The organism is Prochlorococcus marinus str. MIT 9314 (assembly GCF_000760035.1).
In the GTDB taxonomy this organism is placed as follows: domain Bacteria; phylum Cyanobacteriota; class Cyanobacteriia; order PCC-6307; family Cyanobiaceae; genus Prochlorococcus_A; species Prochlorococcus_A marinus_B.
The window spans coordinates 21,603-35,203 of record NZ_JNAO01000001.1 but is presented as its reverse complement, the minus strand read 5'-3'; the positions used below and the strand labels follow the sequence as shown (position 1 = coordinate 35,203).

The window sequence follows — 13,601 nt, the reverse complement described above, 5'->3', positions numbered from 1 at the left end:
CAGGAACTATTCCATACAAAGAAATATATTTCTCAAAAGATGAAATTTATATTCAAAACAAAAAATTTGAGTATTATTCATCACCTATTCTTAGTCAAAATAATTTCAAACATGCATACTTCACGAAGTCTTGCTCCGAGAAATATCTTCAATTATTAGGAAATCACTTGAATGAAAATTCCATAAATTGTGTTTCCAATCAAATTCACAGTAATGTGATAGTGTTTGGATCTCATTCGCAAAAAGGAACTAAGACTGATGCAGATGGTCTTGTTGGCAATAAATGCAATCAAAACTTATGGGTTTACACAGCTGATTGTATGCCAATATTTTTTGCAGATAAAAGTACAAGAAATGTAGCAACCTTGCATTGTGGAAGAAAGGGTTTAGAAAAAAAAATAATAAAAAATCTGGTAAAAATTTTCGATACTCTTGGTACATCCAGAGATGACTTACTTGTTGCAATAGGACCAGCTATTTCTAAGGAACATTATCTAGTTGATAAAATTACACTCAAAAAATTTTATAGAAAGGCCGAAAACAAAAACATAACTGTCAAATTGACTAAAACTAAAAAAGATCTTAGTTTTATTGATTCAAATCACATCAGAGAACAAAACTTAAATCAACTTGATCTAAAAAGATCTGCCTATAAACAACTTTTAAATGAGAACATCCCTCATACAAATATAGACATCTCAAATATATGCACATACAAATTCAATAATGAATTTTATTCTTGGAGGAGGAGCAAAACAATCTCGAGACAATGGAATCTTATTTGCTCATAAAGATAATTAACTTGGACAAATTTCACTACTTAAGTTTTTAGCCACCAATAATTCCGTCATCTCCTTAGTACCTTTAATATTAAAAACTTTGGCTAACAAAACATTCTCTTTGAAACCAAAAGGCTTTATTTTCACTTTGCTTCCCCTTGGGAATTCACTCTTAAGTAAATTAGTTGCTTCAATCTCATCATTTTCATTTACATCTACACAAAATAATCCAATAGTTAAATTTCTATTTTGATCCCCCACCAAAATAGTATTTGAACTTTTAATTTGAAGAATTTCGGCCGAGTTTACTATTACAGGATTAATAGCAATCAAGCACACTATAATTAAAATTTTTGATAATTTTTTCAATTCAGAAATATCTTAGATTTTTGAATTATCATAAAGTTAATTTTTAAAAATCAAGAATTTTTTTTTTTAAAATTAGTCTTCACAATTAACATATCCAACCATTTGAGCATTACTTTTACCAGGCGGAACCATTGGATAACAATTTTCACCTCTTCTGACAAGGATATTAATCAAGGCAGGGCCGTCATGATCAAGCGCATTTTTTAATTCATTCTGTAATTGTTTTCTATCAGAAATTAAGTATCCTTTAACTCCAAAAGACTCTGCAAGTTTTACAAAATCAGGTTCGCCACAACTCATATCAGATGAGGAATATCTTTCATCATAGAAACTTTCCTGCCATTGTCTTACCATCCCTTGCCAGCGATTATTGATAATAATCAATTTCACCTTTAGACCATATTGAGATAAGGTTCCTAATTCTTGAATATTCATTAATACACTTGCATCTCCTGCAATACAAATTACATCTGAATTAGGTAAGGCTGCTTTTACTCCAATTGCCGCTGGTAATCCAAAACCCATAGTTCCTAAGCCTGCACTACTAATCCATTTTCTTGGAGAATTCCTAAGATATTGAGCAGCCCACATCTGATGTTGCCCTACATCTGTAGTTATATAAGCTTCTGGTGAAAGTTCCCTCACTTTTAAAAGAACTTCCTGAGGATAAATTTCTCCTTCTTTAGGCGGTTCATATAAAGGGTGTTTATGTTTCCAAAAATGAATTTTTTCTAACCAGTTTTTCGTCCGGCAAGTAAATTTGTTTTTTAGAGATTGTTCATTAATTTTTAGAACGGCTTTTGAAACATCAGCAACAATTGCAACATCTACACGTCTATTTTTATTAACTTCTGCTGGGTCGATATCTATATGAATTACCTTTGCATTAGGTGCAAAAGTATCTAATTTCCCTGTCACCCTATCATCGAATCTAGCTCCAATAGCAATTAAAAGATCGCATTCTGTAACAGCAAAATTTGCATAAGCAGTTCCATGCATTCCTAACATCCCTACTGATAAATTATCTTTTTCATCAAAAGCGCCCTTCCCCATTAAAGTTGTGGTAACTGGTATTTGATAATTCTTTGCCAAAGTTTTTATTGAATCATGAGCTCCTGAAGATATTGCTCCACCTCCTACGTATAGAAGAGGTCTTTCAGAATCTTCTATTAATTTAATTGCTTTGTTGATATCGCAATCATTAATTTCTCCATTCCTTTTAAATCCTTTAGGAATAATCTCACCAGGCAAAACTCTTTGGTAATTAAAGAACTCCTGACCTACATCTTTGGGTATATCAATTAAAACAGGGCCAGGCCTTCCAGATGAGGCTATAAAAAAAGCTTCAGAAACTACTTTCGCGATATCTGAAGGATCCCTTATTACCCATGAATGTTTCACTATTGGAAGAGTTATGCCAAAAATATCAGTTTCTTGAAAAGCGTCTGTCCCTATAGCAGGTCTTGGGACTTGACCTGTAACTACAACTAGAGGGACTGAATCCATTTGCGCAGTGGCAATTCCAGTTACCAAATTTGTTGCACCTGGGCCTGAGGTTCCAAAACATACTCCTACTTCACCAGTAGATCTTGCATATCCATCAGCCGCATGTGAACCACCTTGTTCATGCCTAACCATATAGTGCTTTAACCAACCATCTTGTTCTGCCTTATGAACAGCATCATATATTGGTAGTATGGCTCCCCCAGGATATCCAAATATAACTTTTACTCCATGAATTTTTAAAGAATCCATTAGTGCATCTGCACCAGTTATCCAAACTGGATTTTCATGTTTTAAACTACCCTTTGAAAAGGATCTCGAAGTAAGGGTCACTAAAGAAATTCAATATTTACTATAAATATTAAACTTATTTAAATACTTTTGCCTCATTTAGAAATGTAATGTCAGAAATGTATTCAAAAAAATTTAAAAATTTTCAAATAAATATCAATTTTTTTTTTATAAGATTCCTAATTTATGTAGAGGTCCAGAGCCTGAAATAAGTTCAATAAAAAGCACAAGAAAAATAATCATTGCAACTCTTCCATTCCACACCTCTGAACTATTATTCCAACCCCATTGCCACTTTTCCTGAGGATAAAGTTTAACTTTTTCAGGTAATTGAGAAGCCTCCTCAATATTAACTAGAGGCCCTTCCAAGCAGGAAATCACTAGTTCACTAAGACCTTCAATAAAAGTAGGATGAGTATTAAGAGCCTTAACTCTCCGAAAATTTTTGATACCAGCCTTTTCAGCAATTTCTTTATATTCAATATCAATTTCTTGCAAGGTTTCGATGTGCTCTCCAACAAAACTTATAGGGACCACAATCAGATCATTAACATTTGACTTTCCAAGATCAGCTAACACTTCTTCTGTATAAGGCTTCAACCATTCAACAGGGCCAACTCTACTTTGATAAGAAAGTGTATAAGGGTTACTATGACCTAAACATTTTTCCAGCTCATTTATAATTAATAAAGAACAATCTTCAATTTGTTGTTTGTAAGGGTCTCCAGCTTCCTCTACGTAACTCTTAGGAACTCCATGAGCAGTAAAAAATATATGGGCTTTTGAAGGTGATTCACAAAGGGATATCTGTTCAGAAATTAATTCGACCATAGACTTTAAATAACCTGATTGACTGAACCAACTCCTTACACATCTCATTGGAACCTTCTTAAATTCATCATCAGAATCTCGCAATTTTTTTAATTCTCTAAAGCTCGAACCACTAGTACTTATAGAAAAATGCGGATACAAGGGTATTACAACAACTTGATCTATGCCATCTGCTTTCATATCAGCAATAGCTGATTCGGTAAAAGGATGCCAATACCTCATAGCAATGTAGGTAGTGGCATTAAAACCCTTGTCCCTTAATTTAGATTGTAATTCTCTTGCTTGTTGTTCAGTTATCCTTCTGATAGGTGAACCTCCACCTATGGAAAGGTAGGCCTGTTGTGAAGTAGTACTCCTAAGCGTACTAATTAACCAAGCTAGGGGCTTTTGAAAAACAGGGAAAGGGGTCCTGATTATTTCTGGATCAGAAAAAAGATTATATAAGAATGGGCCTACATCGTTAATGCGTTCAGGCCCCCCTAAATTCATTAGTAAGACGCCTATTTTATCCATCTAAAATTTATGGAGATTGAAAATAAACATTAAAAACGTCATTATAAGGTCAATTATATAAGTTAATGAACGTAATTCAGGAAATTAATAATGTCAATGATAAATTTGCTACTCAAGGAAGCAAGCTTAAAATTGAGAAAAGAGGAGAGAAATTAAATATTCGTGGTTCATTACCCTCCAAAGAAGATAAAAATAACTTTAAAGTTCAAAGAATATCTCTTGGTTTAAAGGCTAATATTTCTGGATTAGAAGAAGCTAAAAAAAAATTACAATTAATCAATTTACAATTGGAATTGAATCAATTTGATTGGATTAATTGGATAGGCAATCCCTATAAAAAGCAAATAAAAGATGGTTTTGAATTCCCAAATAAATTAAATCAATTTGAGGAATTTTTTTTTAAAGAAAAAAAAGGTGATTTTAGAACCAGCACTAGAAAATCTACCTGGAGAAGTTCTTACAAACCATATATGAAAAGAATCCTAGATGTTTATAGTGATCACGAAAATGAAGCTTTAGAGAAAATATTTCAAAAGACAGTCGAAAGTTATAAGGAAGGAAGCAGAAGTAGAAAACAATGCGCTACTTCTCTAAATGTTTTGGCCAAGTTTTTGGACATTAAACTACCAGAAGATTGGAAATTAAATTCTAGAGGATATGGTCTAAACAAAGCAGGATTTAGGGACCTCCCGACAGACGAATTAATAGAGAAACTTTGGGAGAAGATACCAAACAAATCTTGGAAATTTGTTTTTGGTTTGATGGCTACATATGGATTAAGAAATCATGAAGTATTTTTTTGTGATTTAAGTTCTCTAACAAATTTTGGGGACAAAATTATTAGAGTTTTACCTACAACTAAAACTGGGGAGCATCAAGTTTGGCCATTTCATCCTGAATGGGTGGAAAAATTCGAATTATCAAAACTTGGTGAAAATCCAGAACTTCTACCAAATATCAATAGAGACCTTAAAATTACAACCTTACAAAATATTGGAAAAAAAATAACAGACCAGTTTAAGCGTTACTCTTTGCAAATAAAACCTTATGATCTAAGGCATGCATGGGCAGTAAGAACAATTTTTTATGATTTACCTGATACTGTGGCTGCCAGAATGATGGGACATTCGGTTAGTTTACATACTCAAACCTATCACCACTGGATTACTAAAAGAGATCAACAACAGGCGGTAAATAATGCACTTTTAAAAGTTAAAAGAGTTAAAAATATTTAAAGTTTTATAATGAATATATAAATATAAGGGTCATATGCGAGAAAAACATTCATCTTCTGAGAAAATATTTAACCTCGATAATCAAGCAAATAAACTTGGGATGGGAGGTAAATTATCACCGGATAGCGATGAAAGTTCATATAAAAGAAGAATGCAGCAAAGAAAAGATATTCAAGCCGAAAGACTACAAATTAGAAAAACAAAAAAAGGATTATTAATGGTTTTCACAGGAAATGGCAAGGGCAAGACAACGGCATCTTTAGGTATGGCTTTAAGGACGATAGGGCATGGCTATAAGGTAGCAATAATTCAATTTATCAAAGGAGGCTGGACCACTGGAGAAGAAAAAGCACTTAAAAGCTTTTCTTCAAATCTATCTTGGCATTCATTAGGAGAGGGATTTACTTGGGAAACACAAGACAGAATAAGAGATGAAAAATTTGTTCAAGAGGCCTGGCAGTTAGCCAAAAAATACATTCAAGACGAATCTTATAAACTTATCATTCTTGATGAAATTAATATTGCGACAAAACTTGGTTATCTTGAACCTGAAGAAATAATCACTTTTTTAAAAAGCTTGAATAATAGAAAAAATCATATTGTTTTAACTGGAAGGGGAGCATCTGATTCAATTATTAATTACGCTGATCTAGTTACAGAAATGAAACTTATAAGACATCCATTTAAAGAACAAGGAATAAAAGCACAAAAGTGTATTGAATTTTAGTTAAGGTAAATTATTATTTAAAATTTCTTTAGGCTAGTTTAGAAATGTTTAAAGACGCAAGCAATATCTGAACAAAAAATAAATTTGGTGCTTTTACTTGCTAAGGTCTTAAAAGTACAATTATTGAATGACTTACAAAAGAGTTCTCTTAAAACTTAGTGGTGAAGCACTAATGGGTGAAAAACCTTATGGTATTGATCCTGCTATAGTTCAGTCAATTGCAGAGGATGTTTCAAAAGTAGTCGAAAATAATGTAGAACTTGCAATAGTTGTTGGGGGCGGGAATATTTTTAGAGGGCTTAAAGGGTCTGCAGATGGCATGGATAGAGCGACAGCTGATTATGTTGGGATGCTCGCAACAGTAATGAATGCTATTTCACTTCAAGATGGATTAGAAAGAGTAGGAGTTGCAACACGAGTTCAAACTGCAATAGAAATGCAGGAAATTGCCGAACCCTACATAAGAAGAAGGGCCATGAGGCACTTAGAAAAAGGTAGAGTTGTAGTTTTCGGAGGTGGATGCGGAAATCCGTTTTTTACAACTGATACTACGGCAGCTTTGAGAGCAGCAGAAATAAACGCTGAAGTTGTTATGAAGGCTACTAAAGTTGATGGAGTATACGATCGTGATCCTAATCAATTTAAAGATGCCAAAAAATATTCCTCTCTCAGTTATCAACAAGTTCTTAGTGATGAAATTGCCGTAATGGACAGTACTGCGATTGCTCTTTGCAAAGATAATAATATCCCTATTATGGTTTTTGATATATTCAAAAAAGGGAACATTTCTAAAGCTGTTGCTGGTGAGCCAATAGGCTCTTTAATTAGTTAAAGATCATTAAATTTTTTTTATTATGAAAGAAAAAGAAATTCAAGAAAATATGAATAAAAGTATTGAAGCCACACAAAGAAACTTTAATACAATTAGGACAGGCAGAGCTAATGCTTCTTTGTTGGACAGAGTAAGTGTTGAGTACTACGGAGCAGAAACACCAATCAAATCGCTTGCTACTATAAGCACTGTTGATTCGCAAACAATTTCAATACAACCTTTCGATATTTCATGTTTACAAGCGATAGAGAAATCTATTTCTATGAGTGATTTAGGTATTACTCCAAATAATGATGGTAAAGTAATAAGAATAAATGTTCCTCCGTTAACAGAAGAAAGAAGAAAAGAATTTTGTAAATTAGCCTCTAAATATGCTGAGGAAGGGAAAGTAGCTTTGAGAAATATCAGAAGAGATGCTGTAGATAAAGAAAAAAAAGACGAAAAAGATGGCCTTATTTCCATTGACGAATTGAGAGACAATCAATCTGAAATTCAAAAAATAACTGATAAATATATTGCCTTAATAGAAACTAAATTGTCTGAAAAAGAAAAGGAAATTCTAAAAGTTTGATAGAATTTGATGTTGTAATAATAGGTGGAGGTTTGTCAGGATCTTCCACCGCTCTTAACCTATCGAAGAAAGGATATTCAGTTTTAATCATCGACAAAGAGAAATTACAAGATTACAAACCATGTGCTGGCGGGATGGCATCTTCAATGCAAAGATTTCTTCCTTTAGATATAAAAGATTCCATAGAATCAAAAATTAAGAATGTTGAATTCAGATGGAAGGCTACAGATAATGTAACTGCGGATCTGACTGGTGAATCCCCATTTTGGATTATTAAAAGAGAAAAACTTGATCAACTATTACTTGATGAGTCTCTAAGTAATGGAGCTCAGATAATGAGACCATTATTTATAGAAAAAATTATAAAAGAAAATGATAAATGGGAAATTACGTGCAATAACAAAATAAAATATAAATCAAAATTTCTTGTTGTTGCAGATGGATCCCAATCGAAATGGGCTAGTTATTTCAATTTAGGGCCAAAAAAACCGAAATTTGCGAACACAATCTCATTAAGACTGAAAGGGTTAGGTGATATTCCTAAAGATGCCGTTAGATTTGAGTTTGGATTTATAAAATATGGTTTTGCATGGGCATTCCCCCTAAGAGAAAGCTTAAATATTGGTTTAGGTACTTTTATAAATAATGGTCTTGTAGAAAATCAGGCTATAAATAAACAAGTAATCAGAAGCTTCGGTTTTGATGATTTTACTTATAAAACGACTAGTAAGAAACTGAGAATATGGAATGGCTTCCACTCAATTAATGGTGACCAAGTTTTAGCGGTTGGAGATGCCGCATCTTTATGTGATCCATTTTTAGCAGAAGGAATTAGACCATCATTAATTAGTAGTTTTTATGCTGCAGAATACATCGATCAGTGCCTAGCAGGAAAAGTAGATGATTTAAATCTTTATACGAAAAAGATTAACAACATTTGGGGGAAATCAATGGCTTGGGGGAAAAGAATAGCCCAAGTATTCTATAGATTCCCCAGAACTGGATACCAATTAGGTGTCAAAAGAAAAACAGCGCCTAAGCGTATTGCTCAAATATTATCAGGAGAAATGAGTTATGAAGATATTGCAAAAAGAGTTATCAGAAGACTTTTAACAAAAAGTGGGACTTAATTCCTTTTCAATTCAAACTTAAATTTAGTTAGCAGAAATCAATTTATGATTTTTAATCTCTGAATATCTCTTAAGTAGAAGCTCTTCCAATTCTTCTATAGCCTTACTGAACCCAGTGATACCTTCACTAAGCTTTTCACTTGCCATTTGATCTTCTAGCATACTTAGTCTGAAATCTTTTTCTTCAAAATCGTAGTCAATAGAATTATTTATTTGAGAACTTACATCTAATTTTCTAACTAACTCTCCTTTTTCTTTTTTCAGTTCCTCAAGAAATTTTGGTGCGATTGTTAAAAGATCACAACCTGCTAATTCTTTTATTTCATCAATATTTCTAAAACTCGCTCCCATTACTTCTGTCTTGAATCCCTTTTCTTTAAAGTACTTGTATATTTGTGTAACCGAAATAACACCAGGGTCTTCAGCACCAACAAAACTAGTTTTACCAGTTTTTGCTTTATGCCAATCCAATATACGACCAACGAATGGAGAAATTAGAGTTATCTTTGCATTGGCACAAGTTACCGCTTGGCAGAAGTTAAAAAGTAAAGTTAAGTTGCACTTAATACCCTCTTTTTCCAAAATTTCAGCTGCCTTAATTCCCTCCCAAGTTGCAGCAATCTTTATCAAAATTCTTTCCTTTTTAATTCCAAAATTTTTGTAAAGATTGATCAATTTTCTCGCTTTTTCTACCGTAGCTTCAGTGTCAAAGCTCAGTCTTGCATCTACTTCTGTAGATACGCGCCCTGAAATAATATTCAATATTTCTTTTCCAAAAAATACTGAAACTTGGTCAACAGTTTCTTTGATTAATTCAATTTCGGAGCATCCTTGGGGCAATGCATTTTCTGAACTTTCTAAAGCTTTATCAATTAATTTCACATAATTAGAGTTCTTAGCAGCAGCAAGTATTAGCGATGGATTAGTGGTGGCGTCCCTTGGTTGAAATTTTTTTATCGAATCTAAATCTCCAGTATCAGCAACAACAACGGTCATTGAGGACAATTGTTCTAAAATTGATTTCATATCTAGATAATCATACATATACATAAACTAGCTTTTATTCCTGATGAAATCATCAGATAATGAACTAAATATTTATAAAATTGCAAAATTTTAGGGTTTTTTAACAATCATTCCATGATCTTTCATATTGGGAGGTATTTTTTCAATTACTATCAAACTCTCGATAATTTCTTTAGCAACTGGTACAGCAACAGTTGAACCATATGCATAAGATTTAGATGGCTCATCAACAACTACTAGGACAGCATATTTCGGATCATTAACTGGTAAGGTCGCCACAAAACTGCAAACTTTTTTATTTGTATAGGAACCATTTAAGGCTTTCTGAGAAGTGCCCGTTTTCCCCGCTATCCTATAACCCTCGATTTTCACTCCAGATCCACTACCTTTATCAACTACGCTTTCCATCCATTCGAGAACAGTTTTAGAAACCTCGTGTGAAAAAAATTGTTTTTTTGGATTTTTATTAACTCTTTCTCTGAAAGTTGAGGTTACATGAGGAGTCACTTCAAAACCACCATTTGCTAGAGCTGCATGAAGTTGAACCAATTTAAGTGGCGAGATTGAGAACCCTTTACCAAAAGAAGTTACAGCAGGCTCAATTGATTGATTTACAAATAAATCTTTTTTCTTTAGCTGGCCAGCAGTTGATTCAAATAAGTCAGTCTCTAAATTTTTATTTATACCTAAATTTTTTAGCCAATCCCAATAAATTGTAGGCTCTAAATTTTGCATTATTTTTACCATCCCAACATTACTTGAAACCTGCAAAACTTTTGGATAGTCAATATATCCGTTACCTTTTTTATCCCAATTAGAAAGTGTCCATCCTCCAACATTAATCTCTCCAATATCTTCAACTAATCCATCTTTCTGGATAATTTTTTCTTCTAAAGCTAAGGCAAGATTAATAGGTTTAAAAGTTGAGCCCGGTTCAAATAAATCTTGAGAATACCAACCCCTAAAGAGTTCAGAATCATACTGCCAAAATTTATTTGGATCATATGAAGGGAATGTAACCAAGGAAAGAATCCGACCATTATTAACATCCATAACTATGGCAAATCCCTTCTTTGCTTTCCATTTGCTTACTTGCTTTGATAATGCATTGAATGACGCTTTCTGTAATTTTGAATCTAAAGTTAAGCCTAAACTTTTGTAATCAGAAATAAAATCACCTGGTGCTGAATTATCCGGAAGAGGAGTTCCATCTCCTCCTCTTTTTATTAAATTACTTTTATTAAAAACTTTAATTTGATTATCTAAATGAAGTTCTAAACCTGCTGAAGCTACATTCTCATCATTAACAAAACCTACAAGATTAGAGTAAAGTTCCCCTTGAGGATAATATCTCTGCGAATATTTAAACAAATCAATTCCGCTTATTTGAAGGTTCTTAATCTCTTCTGCCTTTTCTTCGGAAATTTTATCCCAAAGCTCTATACCACTCATTTTATTATTAAATTTCCTCAGGAGTATTTCATCATTAATACCCAAGATAGGTGATAATTTTTCTGTAACTTCTTCAATACTGCGAACTCTGTTAATTGAATCACCAGGAAAATTAAAATATTTTGGATGGGCCCATAATTTATAGAGCGGTTTATCGTAAGCAATTACTCTATTATTTCTATCAACGATTGATCTCCTTTTTTTTAAGGAGTTAGTTTTAGAAGATTGTATTAATCTAGCTTTCCTTTGCAAATCAGAGGCGTTAAAGACTTGCAATTTAACTAACCTACCAAACAAACAAAAAATTAAAATTAAGCTAAAAATATAGAGAAATTTAAATCTTCTTTGATCAAGGGGTATTAGACTAACAATTTTTTTGTATTTTTTCATCAATATCCCCTTTGATATTTGCTATCACTAAAACCTTCAATGAGGCTATTTAAATTTTTCTTAAATGAACTTTCTTTTTTTTCAGTAAGTTTATTTATATAAATTAAATCTTCAGGTTTAGTTTTCCTATAAATATTGAGCGAGTCAAGTTCAATAATATAAGATTCCTCAATTTTAGAAATATAATCAATAAGATTATTATTGATAGCTCTTGTTTTAGATAAAGTTTTATATGTATTTGACCATTTCCTTTGGCTATCAAAAGATAAGAAAAATAAGATAAAAATTAATACCAATAGAGAGATATTAATGGTATCGAAAATTTGATGTACTAATTTGATATTAATTATGGATATTTTTTCGGATTTTTTTTTACCTTCATATGGAATTTTTTTTTTAAAATTAAGTTGATTCCCATAAGGTTTCATCAATGATTTATTTTTTAAATGAAAGGAGTATTACTAATTAAATAAACATCTTTTTGTGTGATTCGCAAGTAAAAAATTAAATTCTTTATGTCCTCAATAAGAACAAATTTAAGAAGGTCAATCCATTCCATAAAGAATGCATAATCACTGAAGAGAACAAACTCCCTGAAGCAATTCTTGTAATTGCTAATCCAATCCCTAGAACAAACAATGGCGGCATTTCTCCCAAACTTAAATGGGCTAATGCAAAGATAAAAGCTGAAACTATGATGCCCGAAATTACTCCAAAATCTCTTGAAAGAGTAGGTAGTAAAATACCGCGAAATATAATCTCTTCAAATAGAGGAGCTAATAGAGTTGTTGTTAGAAATAATAGAAAAAATGACAAGTAATTATTATTATTAAGAACAATTTCTAGCAAGGGGTTACTACCATTCTGATTATCGATCAGACTATTCATAATTAGAGAGATCAATAGAACAAAAGGAACAATTGTTAACCAACCTTTAATTCCCTGAATAATTGAATATTTTATTGGCAAGAAATTGAACTGTAAATAATCCTTTTTAAAATTAAATTCACCATTCAAGGATTTAATTTGAGAAAAAACTATCCATAATGGCGGAATAGCCATAAAAAGATATCCAAAGAAAATTTTTAAAGATTGAGACAATTCATTAGAGATATTCTTAGAAAAAAGTTCAACCAAACTGATAGAAAATAAAGGTGATACCACTTCTCCTAAAACAACAAATCCTCCTGCAATTAATAAAACCATATCTATTAATTCTAAATCTAAGGATTTAATTTCTTTCCAACCAAATTTTTTCAAAGATATGGTTGTCCATAATATTTTTAAAGCCAGAATAGAGCCAATAAGTATTGTTAAAAGTGGTATTAGTCTGATGGCTAATATTTTAAAAAACATCTTGCTTGAAAATGATTTTGTTATTAATGCACTATCGTCAAAATCAAATTTCCTGCTTAAAAGGTGATATAAAAATCTATCACCTTTAAATAAATCAAATTTATCAGAATTTGCTTTATATAAATTATTATTAGATTTTTTTTCTATCTCATCAATCAGAAATTTAAAGTTATTATCTTCAAAATCCTTGGATATATTTTTATAAATTAAAGGATCACTTAAGTCTGAAGTAATTATTCGAATTAATTTATTTCTTTCTGTTAGCTTTTCAAATGAGACTTCAGAGAGTGATTTATTTATTTGATCAACTGGATCATTAATTATAAAAAATTTTTTAAGATTTTCAGGTATTGATTGGACAGATAATTCAGCAATTTCTTGCTCTTTTTGACCAATATCAAATGAAACAGATGGTCTATTTAAACTGTCTCTTAAGCCTTGTTGCCATACAAAAAAAGTTATGACGATAGAAATAAAAGCTAAAGTGAGTTTTGACTTTGAAGTATTTTTAAAGATCATAATTTATTATATTCTTGAAAACTATAGTTAGTTATCATTGAATTTCCTTATATTTATGTATCTATTTTAATCACGCC

At 31.8% G+C, this 13,601-nt stretch carries 13 protein-coding genes; 6 read left to right on the top strand and 7 right to left on the bottom strand.

Features of this window, described 5'->3' with window-relative positions; genetic code table 11:
* Window positions 1–8 precede the first annotated feature (8 nt).
* A complete protein-coding gene (pgeF, locus tag EU98_RS09390) occupies window positions 9–791 on the top strand; it encodes a peptidoglycan editing factor PgeF (protein WP_342665649.1) in 783 nt (260 codons plus the stop codon).
* A 6-nt stretch (window positions 792–797) separates the two neighbouring features.
* On the opposite strand, the gene EU98_RS08460 is transcribed toward pgeF, so the two are convergent.
* From EU98_RS08460 to hemH, 3 genes are all read right to left on the bottom strand, one after another.
* Entirely contained in the window at window positions 798–1,148 is a 351-nt protein-coding gene (locus EU98_RS08460) for a hypothetical protein (protein WP_032514899.1), read from the bottom strand.
* Window positions 1,149–1,220: 72 nt separating this feature from the next.
* Window positions 1,221–2,984: a biosynthetic-type acetolactate synthase large subunit gene (ilvB, locus tag EU98_RS08465; RefSeq protein ID WP_032514898.1), complete on the bottom strand. Its 1,764-nt coding sequence runs from the start codon at window positions 2,982–2,984 to the stop codon at window positions 1,221–1,223.
* Window positions 2,985–3,110: 126 nt separating this feature from the next.
* Window positions 3,111–4,286, bottom strand: a complete 1,176-nt coding sequence (gene hemH / locus EU98_RS08470; RefSeq protein WP_032514897.1) for a ferrochelatase — start codon at window positions 4,284–4,286, stop codon at window positions 3,111–3,113.
* A 65-nt stretch (window positions 4,287–4,351) separates the two neighbouring features.
* On the opposite strand from hemH, the gene EU98_RS08475 reads away from it, so the two are divergent.
* The 5 genes from EU98_RS08475 (at window position 4,352) to EU98_RS08495 (ending at window position 8,781) form a co-directional block, all read left to right on the top strand.
* Window positions 4,352–5,521: a site-specific integrase gene (locus tag EU98_RS08475; protein WP_032514896.1), complete on the top strand. Its 1,170-nt coding sequence runs from the start codon at window positions 4,352–4,354 to the stop codon at window positions 5,519–5,521.
* A 34-nt stretch (window positions 5,522–5,555) separates the two neighbouring features.
* Window positions 5,556–6,248, top strand: a complete 693-nt coding sequence (cobO, locus tag EU98_RS08480; RefSeq protein WP_032514895.1) for a cob(I)yrinic acid a,c-diamide adenosyltransferase — start codon at window positions 5,556–5,558, stop codon at window positions 6,246–6,248.
* Between the two features lie 127 nt (window positions 6,249–6,375).
* Window positions 6,376–7,080 carry a UMP kinase gene (gene pyrH / locus EU98_RS08485; RefSeq protein WP_025965445.1) on the top strand — a complete coding sequence of 235 codons (705 nt, stop codon included), beginning with the start codon at window positions 6,376–6,378 and terminating at the stop codon, window positions 7,078–7,080.
* Between the two features lie 22 nt (window positions 7,081–7,102).
* Window positions 7,103–7,651: a ribosome recycling factor gene (gene frr, locus EU98_RS08490; protein ID WP_032514894.1), complete on the top strand. Its 549-nt coding sequence runs from the start codon at window positions 7,103–7,105 to the stop codon at window positions 7,649–7,651.
* Window positions 7,648–8,781: an NAD(P)/FAD-dependent oxidoreductase gene (locus tag EU98_RS08495; RefSeq protein WP_032514893.1), complete on the top strand. Its 1,134-nt coding sequence runs from the start codon at window positions 7,648–7,650 to the stop codon at window positions 8,779–8,781. The genes frr and EU98_RS08495 overlap by 4 nt, the downstream gene beginning before the upstream one ends.
* A 24-nt stretch (window positions 8,782–8,805) precedes the next feature.
* Here EU98_RS08495 and tal read toward each other — a convergent pair whose 3' ends face one another.
* From tal to EU98_RS08515, 4 genes are all read right to left on the bottom strand, one after another.
* A complete protein-coding gene (gene tal / locus EU98_RS08500; protein WP_032514975.1) occupies window positions 8,806–9,807 on the bottom strand; it encodes a transaldolase in 1,002 nt (333 codons plus the stop codon).
* Between the two features lie 90 nt (window positions 9,808–9,897).
* The gene (locus tag EU98_RS08505) at window positions 9,898–11,649 is read right to left on the bottom strand and encodes a peptidoglycan D,D-transpeptidase FtsI family protein (RefSeq protein ID WP_032514891.1); all 1,752 of its coding nucleotides are present in this window, start codon (window positions 11,647–11,649) and stop codon (window positions 9,898–9,900) included.
* Complete coding sequence (locus EU98_RS08510; RefSeq protein ID WP_032514890.1) at window positions 11,649–12,077, bottom strand: hypothetical protein; 429 nt, start codon at window positions 12,075–12,077, stop codon at window positions 11,649–11,651. Before EU98_RS08510 ends, EU98_RS08505 begins: the two co-directional genes overlap by 1 nt.
* Before the next feature lie 85 nt (window positions 12,078–12,162).
* Window positions 12,163–13,524, bottom strand: a complete 1,362-nt coding sequence (locus EU98_RS08515) for a CPBP family intramembrane glutamic endopeptidase (RefSeq protein WP_032514888.1) — start codon at window positions 13,522–13,524, stop codon at window positions 12,163–12,165.
* Between the last annotated feature and the right edge of the window lie 77 nt (window positions 13,525–13,601).

Bases quoted from the DNA above. Each gene is read 5' to 3' on its own strand.
- hemH (WP_032514897.1), bottom strand. From the start codon at position 4,286: ATGGATAAAATAGGCGTCTTACTAATGAATTTAGGGGGGCCTGAACGC.
- EU98_RS08475 (WP_032514896.1), top strand. From the start codon at position 4,352: ATGAACGTAATTCAGGAAATTAATAATGTCAATGATAAATTTGCTACT.
- cobO (WP_032514895.1), top strand. From the start codon at position 5,556: ATGCGAGAAAAACATTCATCTTCTGAGAAAATATTTAACCTCGATAAT.
- pyrH (WP_025965445.1), top strand. From the start codon at position 6,376: ATGACTTACAAAAGAGTTCTCTTAAAACTTAGTGGTGAAGCACTAATG.
- frr (WP_032514894.1), top strand. From the start codon at position 7,103: ATGAAAGAAAAAGAAATTCAAGAAAATATGAATAAAAGTATTGAAGCC.
- tal (WP_032514975.1), bottom strand. From the start codon at position 9,807: ATGAAATCAATTTTAGAACAATTGTCCTCAATGACCGTTGTTGTTGCT.
- EU98_RS08505 (WP_032514891.1), bottom strand. From the start codon at position 11,649: ATGAAAAAATACAAAAAAATTGTTAGTCTAATACCCCTTGATCAAAGA.
- EU98_RS08510 (WP_032514890.1), bottom strand. From the start codon at position 12,077: ATGAAACCTTATGGGAATCAACTTAATTTTAAAAAAAAAATTCCATAT.
- EU98_RS08515 (WP_032514888.1), bottom strand. From the start codon at position 13,524: ATGATCTTTAAAAATACTTCAAAGTCAAAACTCACTTTAGCTTTTATT.